12 protein-coding genes are annotated in these 10,557 nt (G+C 64.2%); 7 read left to right on the top strand and 5 right to left on the bottom strand.

Annotated features, from left to right (window positions below):
* Window positions 1-165 precede the first annotated feature (165 nt).
* Entirely contained in the window at window positions 166-2,412 is a 2,247-nt protein-coding gene (locus CCR95_RS13990; protein ID WP_201095437.1) for a hypothetical protein, read from the top strand.
* Window positions 2,413-2,415: 3 nt separating this feature from the next.
* On the opposite strand, the gene CCR95_RS13985 is transcribed toward CCR95_RS13990, so the two are convergent.
* A complete protein-coding gene (locus CCR95_RS13985) occupies window positions 2,416-3,321 on the bottom strand; it encodes a LysR family transcriptional regulator (protein ID WP_201095435.1) in 906 nt (301 codons plus the stop codon).
* Window positions 3,322-3,504: 183 nt separating this feature from the next.
* On the opposite strand from CCR95_RS13985, the gene CCR95_RS13980 reads away from it, so the two are divergent.
* Together CCR95_RS13980 and CCR95_RS13975 are read left to right on the top strand one after the other, a co-directional pair.
* On the top strand, window positions 3,505-4,146 hold the full coding sequence (locus CCR95_RS13980) for a TusE/DsrC/DsvC family sulfur relay protein (RefSeq protein WP_201095433.1): 642 nt from the start codon (window positions 3,505-3,507) through the stop codon (window positions 4,144-4,146).
* A 161-nt stretch (window positions 4,147-4,307) separates the two neighbouring features.
* Entirely contained in the window at window positions 4,308-5,480 is a 1,173-nt protein-coding gene (locus CCR95_RS13975) for an NnrS family protein (protein ID WP_201095430.1), read from the top strand.
* Window positions 5,481-5,498: 18 nt separating this feature from the next.
* On the opposite strand, the gene CCR95_RS13970 is transcribed toward CCR95_RS13975, so the two are convergent.
* Window positions 5,499-5,846 carry a nitrous oxide-stimulated promoter family protein gene (locus CCR95_RS13970; protein WP_201095428.1) on the bottom strand — a complete coding sequence of 116 codons (348 nt, stop codon included), beginning with the start codon at window positions 5,844-5,846 and terminating at the stop codon, window positions 5,499-5,501.
* Between the two features lie 156 nt (window positions 5,847-6,002).
* On the opposite strand from CCR95_RS13970, the gene moaB reads away from it, so the two are divergent.
* The 4 genes from moaB (at window position 6,003) to CCR95_RS13950 (ending at window position 9,162) form a co-directional block, all read left to right on the top strand.
* The gene (gene moaB / locus CCR95_RS13965) at window positions 6,003-6,533 is read left to right on the top strand and encodes a molybdenum cofactor biosynthesis protein B (protein WP_201095426.1); all 531 of its coding nucleotides are present in this window, start codon (window positions 6,003-6,005) and stop codon (window positions 6,531-6,533) included.
* Window positions 6,534-6,541: 8 nt separating this feature from the next.
* A complete protein-coding gene (locus CCR95_RS13960; RefSeq protein WP_201095418.1) occupies window positions 6,542-7,819 on the top strand; it encodes a molybdopterin molybdotransferase MoeA in 1,278 nt (425 codons plus the stop codon).
* Window positions 7,816-8,070 carry a molybdopterin converting factor subunit 1 gene (gene moaD / locus CCR95_RS13955; protein WP_201095416.1) on the top strand — a complete coding sequence of 85 codons (255 nt, stop codon included), beginning with the start codon at window positions 7,816-7,818 and terminating at the stop codon, window positions 8,068-8,070. The genes CCR95_RS13960 and moaD overlap by 4 nt, the downstream gene beginning before the upstream one ends.
* Window positions 8,071-8,391: 321 nt before the next feature.
* On the top strand, window positions 8,392-9,162 hold the full coding sequence (locus CCR95_RS13950) for a HesA/MoeB/ThiF family protein (protein WP_201095439.1): 771 nt from the start codon (window positions 8,392-8,394) through the stop codon (window positions 9,160-9,162).
* An 81-nt stretch (window positions 9,163-9,243) separates the two neighbouring features.
* On the opposite strand, the gene CCR95_RS13945 is transcribed toward CCR95_RS13950, so the two are convergent.
* From CCR95_RS13945 to CCR95_RS13935, 3 genes are all read right to left on the bottom strand, one after another.
* Window positions 9,244-9,600, bottom strand: coding sequence for a DsrE/DsrF/TusD sulfur relay family protein (locus CCR95_RS13945; RefSeq protein WP_201095414.1), 357 nt, complete (start codon window positions 9,598-9,600; stop codon window positions 9,244-9,246).
* A gap of 109 nt (window positions 9,601-9,709) precedes the next feature.
* Window positions 9,710-10,168: a rhodanese-like domain-containing protein gene (locus tag CCR95_RS13940; protein WP_201095406.1), complete on the bottom strand. Its 459-nt coding sequence runs from the start codon at window positions 10,166-10,168 to the stop codon at window positions 9,710-9,712.
* 42 nt (window positions 10,169-10,210) lie between these two features.
* Window positions 10,211-10,557: rhodanese-like domain-containing protein (locus tag CCR95_RS13935; RefSeq protein WP_201095399.1), on the bottom strand; the 347-nt coding region annotated here is incomplete at its 5' end.

Genomic DNA, 10,557 nt, shown 5'->3' with positions numbered 1-10,557 from the left:
GGGTTGGAGTAAGTGGTGGGGCGGTCGGGAGGAATCCTCTCCCGGTCGCACTTCACCGACCGCGAGGACGGATCGCCGATTCCTGAACCGACTCCTTCGCCCGTCGCAAAACGCGATTTGGTACAGTGCATGGCAGCAGTTCATGGACCGAAGAGGCCATCCATCATGAGGCGATCCCCAGAGGACACAACAAGCGTCAACCTGTACGACAGGCTGTTTGAACAACAACTCGAAGCTGGCGCGTCAGTGCTTCTGGCAGCCGAGAACGTCATCGACGCCTATCTCGATAACAAGCCAGCAACCCGAGGAAAACAGAAGTACAGCCGACATCAGCGCGATTCGGACTTTTGGTCCAGTGACTTCGTCAACGGCATGCCAAGCGAAGCGTGGCAGTCAGAGGGGGCAACGCTTGCACTGGCCCGCTATCTCGGCCAGGAACCTGTGGCGAATCCTCTCCTGCTCGAACGGGTCGCCGCGGAATCCCCACAGCTTGTCCGCCAGGCCGTCCGTTATTCGGGTCTCGTGCTCCAACAGCATTCGCCCCGCCGCGCCGAACTCGATCGGATTGCCAGCTCAAACCCGGACATCGCCGAGTTCTGTCGCATGCTCGACATTTTCGACGGTGCCTACCGAGAGCGTGTAGCGACGGTTGAGATGTGGAAGAAGATGCTCGTCGATCTCTCGCCTTTCGAGTTCCTGATTTATGCAAGCCTCTACGCCTTCGAGCGACTGAACCCCGCCGATTTCACCACTCCATGGATACCGGTCGAGGAGCGTAACGTCGCCGAAGGTCAGTGGCAGGCCATCAACGACATTCTGATCTGGAAGCTCGCGACCGCCTCCGCGACCTCGCTGAGACCGAAGGAAAAGAATCTGATGCGATCGCTAAAAACGCATCTATCGCCGTTCCTGTTCCCATCGCCAGATGGCCCGGCACCCAGACATGACATCAGAACAGCGTTCGAGACGCTGCTTGGGGCTCAGATCGAGTTGAACAGCTTCATCTCTCGGTCGGCGGATGCCTTCAGCTTCGACGATGGGATCGAGTTCGTGCGCACTGGAGAAAGGGCGCTGGACATCGTTGAACGCGATGCCTTGCTCCGTGCCGCGTGGAAACGAGACGGAAGGAAACTCGAACGTCTTCACGGCTACTGGTTCTACCGTGCGCTGGACGCGTTCTTTCACTCGGGCTTGGCGACAGAGATGATCGGACTGCCAGAGAACCACGAAGCCAACCGCGTTGCCTATATCCGAGCGATTCGCACGAAGCTTCAACTAACCGATGTGTACGGACTCGATGACGCGGTGACGACCGACTCGGGGGTGCAAGTCGATCTCTTTCAGGCGCTACTGGCAACGGAGTTGACGTCAGCATTCTACCAACGCGACTTTCTCCAAGCCTTCGTTACCCATCTCAACGAGACAGGACATTGGGCGCCAGCACTGAGCCTGTTGGCCCTGGAAGGCATCGCGACGGGTCATAACCGCTTTCCGCTCACCTGGTCCGACCGCAAGGCGAAGCTCGAGAGAATCGTCGGCTGGACCGTCAGCAAGAAGTCGCCACGCGGCAGCCCATTGATGGCAGCCGCCATTCTCGACTTCTGGACCAACGACTTGGTGACTCTGGCTGCACGGCTCCGACAAGGAGAGCCGGGGCTCCATCCGAAATTATTTGAACGTCCGATCTTGAAGATGGACCGACTATTGATCCAGCTACCTTGGATCTTCGGTCTGCAAAACAACAGCACGGCCGCCATCAACAATCTCCGACGGATTGGTGCGCGACGCGGCGACGCCAGGCTCGAAACGCGGCGAATCGAGGAACAACTCGGCCGACTCTTCGAATCGCGGGGATTCCGCGTCGTGCTGAACTGGCAACCCGTGGACGAATCCGATGCCCGCGCTGGCGAGGTCGATCTCATCTGTGCACTGGGTAGGATTGTGCTGGTGCTGGAGGTGAAATCGACCTTCATCCGACAGTCGCAACGCGATGCGTGGCTGCACGGGACGACGACACTCCGCAAAGCCGGCCACCAATTGCGCCGCAAGGTTCCCGCCGTCGAGCGCGCCCTGTCCGAGGGATCGGATCTAGCCGCCGAGTTGAATCTTGCGGGAGACGCTGGCTCAGTCTCGATCCATGGTTGGATCGTCGATACCTCGATCGAATGCGACCATCAGCGATTCAGCGGCTTTCTCAAGGTATCCCTGGAGGAGGTGCTGATCGCCCTGCGGGACGACCGGCATTTGTTGAATGATCCTGAAGGCATTTTGTCTGGTCGGTATCAAGCAGATGAACTTGCCATAGCGGACGATGCTCAGGCCGAGGCATCGCTTTACCCAGGAGGTTTCACCGTGGAAGGTTTCATCGATGCTGTGGAGAAGGAAGCTGTTTGGGAAGCGCCTGGCTGTTGAGGTTCAACCGCCTTCCTGATGTTCCGTCTGCACAGCTCCAGCATCCGGGCGGCCGGATCCCGTCGCCGCCCCCTCGGCCACCAGCGCGCGCAGCGTGGCAAGCGCGGTCGTGAGTTCGCTGGAGTCGCTGTCGCTCGGATAGACGACGTAGGCCGGCAGGGTCAGGGTCGGCGCCCCCTCGACCCGATGCAGACAGCCGCCGCGCAGGTAGCTGGTGGCGACCCGTTCGGGAACGAAGCAGGTGCCGCCGTTGGCGAGGATCAACTGCAAACCGAGCCAGCCGATGTTGGCGGTCTGGGCGGGCCGCTCCAGATCCGGATAGACCTTGCGGTGCTGGGCGTAGAAGGTCGGCCCCCAGTCGACATAGATATAGCCATCGTCCAGCGCGTCCTGCTCCGGGTCGCCGCCGACCAGGATCAGGGTCTCGTCGAAGAGGTGCTCGACCTGGATGCCGGCGCCCTGCTGCGGGCTGTACATCAGGGCCAGATCCATGGTGCCGGCGATGATGCGGCGCATCAGATCCTCCTCGAAGCCGATCTCGGTATTGAGCGAGATGTCCGGCGCCGCCGCGCGCATGCGCCCCGCCCAGCGCGGTAGGAAGTCATCCCAGAGCGCGATGCGCGCGCCGATCGTCAGGCTGGCGCGAAAGCGGCTCGGCAGACCGACATCGTGACGCGCCTGCTCGAAGGTCAGCAGCAGGGTCTTGGCGTGGCGCAGAAAGCGCTGCCCGGCCGGGGTGAGGCTGGCGCCCGAGCGGTTGCGCACGAACAGCCGTGCGCCAAGCCCCTGTTCCAGGTTCTGGATGCGCGCGCTCACGGTCGATTGGGTGACATGCACCCGCTCGGCGGCCTCCAGAAAGCTGCCATGGGCGGCAACCGCGAGAAAGGTCTTGATCTGGTCGATGTCCATGTTGGGCGCTCATCGCGTGTCTATCTGATTCTATCGAAATCTCCGATACCAAAGACCGAATCATTTCGTTTTTCTTTGGTCATGCTCGCCACTAAGCTTAACTCATCACAGTCAGTGTGGATTCGGTTCGGGCCGCTTGGCGGCGCCGATCCACCGGATGTCGTAACCGTCGGAGCGCAGACGATGATCGCAGTCAGAATTTCCATGAAGGCTACCCATGAGCCACTCAAGCGGACCCCCGTCGTCCTGCGCCTAGACGCGGACGGTACCGAGACCGCGCCGGTGCTGACCGATCGCGCGGGCCTGGCCAGCTTCGACCTGCCGCCGACCAGCGGCAAGATTCTGGTCTCCGGGGTGGAGCGCTTCGAGGGCCGACTCGACGGCGAGATCCCGATCGAACTCTGGTCGATCACCCAGTCCGAGCGGGACTCGCGCGGACTTCCCGGCGAATTCCCGAGCGGCAGTAACGCCTACCCGAGCATGACGACCCGCGCGGTTCGGGTCGGCGAGCGCGCCATCCTGACCGATAGCGAGGGCTATCTGGTCGATCCTTCCGACTGGTCGGAGGACTTCGCGCGCGCCCTGGCAGCACAGGAGGGACTGACGCTGCACGCCGAGCAATGGGAGGTGATTCGCTATCTGCGCGCCCGCTTTGCCCGACAGGGTACTCAGGCGACGGTGCGTGACATGATTTCCCACTTCCGTCAGGTTTGGGGTCGCGAACGCGGCAGCAACCGTTATTTGCATCAGATTTTTCCGCGCGGCGGTCCGCAGAAGCAGGGCAATCGGCTGGCGGGGCTACTGCGGACCAAGGGCGAACATTGAATTGGCCTTCAGCGTTCAGCCAGCAGCTTTCAGTCACCAGCCAGCGGTGGCTAGCGGCTCCGGGACGCCGATGGGGCTTGACCGGCATCAAGGCCGGAGGGCGGCGCAGCGGCTAGCGTGCAGGCAAGCCTCGCTTTAGCCGCCAACTGGCCCCGATCCGCATGACCGTCATGTCCCGTCTCAACGCCCTCCCCGTGCTCGCGCTCGGGTTCCGTCCCTTCTTTCTGGCCGCTGGGCTGGCGGCGATGCTGTCCGTCACCGTCTGGCTGGCGATCCTGAGTGGACTCTGGCCCCAACCGAGCCATCTCGCCGGCACGATCTGGCATGCCCACGAGATGCTCTTCGGCTATCTCGCGGCGGTGATCGCGGGGTTTCTGCTGACCGCCGTGCGCAACTGGACCGGGATGGCGACGGCGAGCGGCGCCGGGCTGGCCGCGCTGGTCGGACTCTGGCTGGCCGGTCGGATCGCGCCCTGGCTGGGGCAGCCGCCGTTGCTGGTCGCCCTGATCGATCTGGCCTTCTTCCCGGCCCTGGCGCTGGTGCTCTGGCGGCCGCTTTGGCATGGCCCCAATCCGGTCAATCGGGTCTTTCTGGCGGTCTTCGCCGGCATGACCCTGGCAGGGGCGCTGGTGCATCTGGATGCGCTCGGCCTGCTCGCCGGCGGCGCGACGAGAGGTCATCGTCTGATGCTGGATCTGGTGGTGCTGGTCATGCTGCTGGTCTCCGGTCGGGTCATGCCCTTCTTTATCAAGAGCGCCCTCGCGGATGCGCGACCCCGGGTGTTTCCGGTCCTGGAGCGACTCGTCTTTATCGTCGCCGTCGGGCTCCTGATCGGCGATTTCGTCCAGCCGCTCGGTCAACTCGCGGGTGGCCTGGCGCTCGTCCTGGGTCTGCTGCAACTGGTGCGGCTGACCGGCTGGCACGACCGGCAGATCTGGACCACGCCCATGCTGAACGTGCTTTACGTCGGTCTGCTCTGGCTCGCGCTCGGCCTGATCCTGGACGGACTGCCGGCCTTCACCGGCATGACGCCGCGCGGTGCCCTGCACGCCCTGACGGTGGGCGCGATCGGGGTGGTGACGCTGGGGATGATGGCTCGGGTAGCGGTGGGACACACGGGGCGGCCGATGCAGGCGGCGCCGTTGACACTGGTTGCCTTCGTGCTCATCAATCTCGCGGCAGTCCTGCGCGGACTCGCGCCCCTCCTCACCCCCGCGAATTATCAGACCTGGCTGATGGCCGGCGGGCTGTGCTGGATCCTGTCCTTCGGACTCTTTCTCTGGGTGCATGCCCCGATGCTGCTCAACCCACGACCGGATGGCCGGCCGGGTTGACGCGGCGCGAAGCGGGGCTCATCCATCGCACTTATGGTCTTTCAACTTCGGCACGGGACGCCATTTGTCGAGCAGGTGGCCGAGGCTCAGGATCGGATGGGGCCATAGCATGCGCGGTCCTGCATCGCGCATCACCAGGCGCACCCGCTCGCGCGGCGTCGCGGCATAGCAATGGACCTCGCACAGATTGCAGACGGGCTTTTCCTCCTGGAAGGGGCAGGTATCCAGCCGGCGCTGGGCATCGTCGAGCAAGGCGGCGCAATCGTCGCAGCGTCCGCGAGCGCTGGCATGATGATCGCGACAGTCGATCGCCAGCATCGCGGCGATGGTCTTCTTCTCGCGGGTGATGCGACGTCCGGCTGACATGGGTGGTCCTCGGGATTGGGATTCAGCGTGGGAGATTCCCACTGGCATCTGAGCGCTGCCTTGAGATCGGTCAAATCGGCACGCGCCGGCGATACCCCGAATGCCGGCATGCCTTGAACCCCAAACCAATCGGCTTTTCATCGCAGGAGTCATGACATGACCGAACACTTCACCGAACAGGCCTTTATCCCGCTCAAGATCGCGATCCTCACCGTCTCGGACAGCCGGGGCGAGGACCGCGACACCTCCGGCCACTTCCTGAGGGAGAGCGCCGAGTCGGCCGAACACCAGGTCGTCGCCAAGGCGATCGCGCCCGACGATGTCTACCAACTGCGCGCGATCGTCTCGCGCTGGATCGCCGATCCCGAGGTGAACGTCATCCTGAGCACCGGCGGGACTGGCGTGACTGGACGAGACAGCACGCCCGAGGCCGTCCTACCGCTGTTCGACAAGGAGATCGATGGCTTTGGAGAGCTGTTTCGGCAGCTCTCCTTCGCGGAGATCGGCGCCTCGACCATCCAGTCGCGCGCCATCGCCGGCCTGGCCAATGGCACCTTCGTTTTCTGTCTGCCCGGCTCGACCGGCGCTTGTCGCACCGCCTGGGAGAACATCCTGCGGCCCCAACTGGACATCCGCACCCGACCCTGCAATTTCGCCCAGCTCATTCCGCGGCTGCGCGAGCAGTGAGGCCACTGATGAAGGCATCCCATGATTGCGGATCGACCGCCGATCCGCGTCAGACTCTGACCAAAGAGGACGCGATCAATTTCCTGCTCGTGTGGGTCGATCCAATCACCGATACCGAGCGCGTTCCGACCGCGGCTGGCTACGGTCGCGTACTCGCTTCCGCCGTGACGAGCACCATTGATGTCCCTGGCTGGGACAATAGCGCCATGGATGGCTATGCCATCCGTCACGCCGAGCTGGCCGTGCACGGCGGTCGTCTGCGGGTCGCCCAACGCATCCCGGCTGGACGGGTCGGAGCGGCGCTGGAGCCCGGGACCGCCGCGCGCATCTTCACCGGCGCGCCGGTGCCGGCCGGTGCCGATACCGTGGTGATCCAGGAGGTATGCGCGCGCGCGGGCGAGACGGTCATCGTCCCCCTCGACGCCAAGGTCGGGGCGAACATCCGTCGCGCCGGCGAGGACATCCACAGCGGTGTCGAGGTGATCGCGGCTGGCACCCGGCTTGCGCCCCAGCATCTGGGACTCGCCGCCTCGATCGGAGCCGCCGAGATCTGCGTTCATCGGCGACTGCGCGTGGCCATTCTGGCCAGCGGCGATGAACTGGCGACGCCGGGCGAGCCGTTGGGACCAGGACAGATCTACAACTCCAACCGCTACACGCTGATCGGGCTGCTGCAGAGCCTTGGCTGCGAGGTGGTGGACCTCGGCATCGTGGCGGATACCCTCGATGCCACCATGGACGCGCTCAGGATCGGCGCGCGCGAGGCGGATCTCATCGTCGCGAGCGGCGGTGTCTCGGTCGGAGAGGAGGATCACCTCAAGCCGGCTGTGGAGCGGCTGGGCACACTGGATCTGTGGAACATCGCCATGCGCCCAGGCAAGCCGGTGGCCTTCGGCCGGATTGGTGAGACGCCCTTCTTCGGCAGCCCCGGCAATCCGGTCTCACTCTTCGTCACCTTCTGTCTCTTCGCCCGTCCGATCATTCTGAAAATGCAGGGCATACACGGAGACCCGAGACCGCGCGCGCTCAAGATCCGCGCGGGCTTCGACTGGCCCAAGCCGGACCAGCGCACCGAGTTCCATCGCGCCCGGCTTGAGACCGGCGAGGATGGCCAGACGGAGCTGACCGTCTACCCCAGCCGCTCCTCGGCGGTGCTGTCTTCGGTCGCCTGGGCCGACGGGCTGGTCGAGATCGCACCAGGTCAGAGGATTCAGCGCGGGGATGAAGTGGACTTCATCCCGTTCGCCAATCTCTTCCAAGGGTTCACCCAGGAGGCCAGCCGATGATCCGCATCTGCTATTTCGCACGTTTTCGCGAGCAGCTCGGGTTGGCGCAAGAGGAGGTTCCCTGCCAGCCAGGAATCCTGACAGCCGAGGATCTACTCGCCCATCTGCGCGCTCGTGGTGGAGTCTGGGCTGAAGCGCTGCCCGAGGGCGACCGCGTGATGACCGCCATCAACCAGGAGCTTGTCCGACCCGAGACAGCGATTCGCGACGACGACGAGGTCGGGATCTTCCCGCCGGTCACGGGCGGATAGTGGACTGCCGAGCAGGCATCCCTCGGAGGGCCATGCCGCCTTGCGTGCGCGGGACGTCGAGGCCGAGCAACGAGGTCGAAGCAGGCGCGCGGCCTGAGCGCGGCGTTCGGTGCGGCTCCCGGTCGTCGAGGGGGTTGCCCAGGAGGCGGACCGGCCGGTCACTGTGCATCGATTCATTCCCCATAAACCACTGGTCACGATCCGAGGCATCCAATCATGGACATCACCAACGCCGAGCGCATCGAGTCCCGCGAGATCCCATGCCAGGATCACCGCCTCAATCCCGACCAAGCGATGATTGACACGAGGTGCGTTGTCGATCTGTCCGACGAGCAGTTGCTGCGCTACGGTCGGCAAATCTTGCTACCCGATTTCGGCATCGAGGGACAGGAACGGCTCGCTGCGGCGCGTGTCTTGATCGTTGGACTGGGCGGTCTCGGCTCGCCGGTCGCCATGTACCTCGCCGCCGCCGGTGTCGGCCGGATCCATCTCGCGGACTTCGATCGGATCGATCTGTCTAATCTGCAACGCCAGATCCTCCACGACACGGATCATATAGGCTGGACCAAGACCGCTTCGGCTTGTCAGAGGCTTGCCAGACTCAATCCGGAGGTGGAGATCATCGCCATCCAATCCCGGCTCAGCACGGAATCACTCCGAGTGGTGGTCGCTCAGGTCGATCTGGTAGTCGACTGTTGTGACAACTTCGCGACCCGGCTCGCCATCAACGGTGCCTGCTTCGCTGCTGGTGTCCCCCTCGTCTCGGGCGCCGCCATCCGCATGGAAGGGCAGATCACGGCCTTCAGCGGAAGCTCAGGTGGACCCTGCTATCGATGTCTCCATCCGAGCGAAGTCCACGAGGACCGGACTTGCTCGGCCAATGGCGTCCTTGCGCCGCTAGTTGGCATCATCGGGAGCATCCAGGCCACGGAGGCCATCAAGATTCTGACCGGGCTGGGAACACCCCTCTACGGACGGCTCCTGCTCCTAGACGCCGCGACGATGGACTGGCGCAGCCTGAGTCTCAACGCCGATCCAGAGTGCCCGGTTTGCTCGCGCGAAGCATCCGGATCCTCGGGCACCTCTCTCTGATCCAGCTGCACCCAATCCCACCGATCAACACCGTCGCTGTTCATGAGCAGCATGGGACACCGGCTGGAAGCCGGCGCCACGTCAGAAGGTCAGCACCTTGTCGCTGTCGGCCACCCATTTGGCCAGGGCCGCCATGGTGGAGGACTCGGCGCCCTCGAAATAGGGGTGATTCTTATGGATGCCGCAGCGCGCCATGCAGGTGCCGCAGACCTGCACCGGCACCCCGCGCGAGATCAATGCCTTGAGCATGGCGGAGAGATCCTGATCGTAGCCCTCGGGCGGACGGCAGACGTCGCGCGCCAGATCGACCGAGTCGTTCATCAGAAAGAGCCGCACGCCCTGCCCCTGGTCGGTCAGGGTCGCGGCCAGGCGTAGGGCGTTCCAGGTGACATCGGTGAGGTCGTAGGGCTCGCGGTTGAGAATGATCAGAATCGTCATCGAATGGTTCCTGATTGGAATGCTTCCTGGTTGATCGGGATGGTTGGTTGGAGGATGAACTGGGTTGATGAGAGTCTTCGTTCAGTCCGGATCCCAGCGTCGTTGATCCTCACCCCTCGGTTGGGTTCAGCGCGCGTCGATTGGCCTCGAATCCGCCCTTGGCTTTCCATCCCTCCAAACCGTCTTGCAAGACCCTGACGTTGTCCCAACCCAGCAGGCGCAAGGCGAACACCGCCTGCGCCGAGAGTGAACCGGTGTTGCAGTAGACGACCACGGGTTTGTCCTGGGGGATCTCGTCGCGTTGGGCCACGACCTTGCGCCACTCGATGTTGACGGCCCCCGGGATGTGGTCCGCCGCGAACTGCTCGGCGTCCCGGGCATCGATCACGAGGAGGTTGGGCCAGTCCTCGGCCGGGATCTGCTCGGGCAGGATGATGCTCGAACCGTACTCGGCGAATTCCAGATGCTCCTCGATGGCTGCGGCGAGAGACGAGGTGTCCTCCGCCTGGAGCGGCAGGGCCAGGAGCGAGAGGGTCGCGAAGGCGGCGACAAGCGGCTTGTGGATCATGGACTTGGGTCTCCGGGAGGATGAGGAGGGTCGTCATGGACGTCAGAGCGTCGGTGGTGCGGTTGAGCCATCCCGCTCAACCGGCCAGCCGCGCGCGTGCCAGGCGGTCATGCCGCCCTGGACCACTTGGGCGCGGGCGAAGCCGCGGCGCGCCAGCAGGTCAGCGGCCTTGGCCGAGCGCCGGTCGGTGCGGCAGACGATGGCGATGGGGCGTTCGAGGTCGGTGCCCAGGGCGTCCAGACGCTCGGCGAGCGTCTCCAGCGGCAGACTCAGGGCGCCCGCGAGGTGTCCCTGCTCGCCGGTGAAATCGGCGGCGGGGCGCACGTCCAGGATGAGCAGCGGCTCGCCGCGATCCAGACGCGCCTTGAGCGCGTCCACGTCGATCCAGG

The organism is Thiocystis minor (assembly GCF_016653465.1).
GTDB lineage: Bacteria > Pseudomonadota > Gammaproteobacteria > Chromatiales > Chromatiaceae > Chromatium > Chromatium minus.
This window is presented reverse-complemented; position numbering and strand designations above follow the sequence as displayed.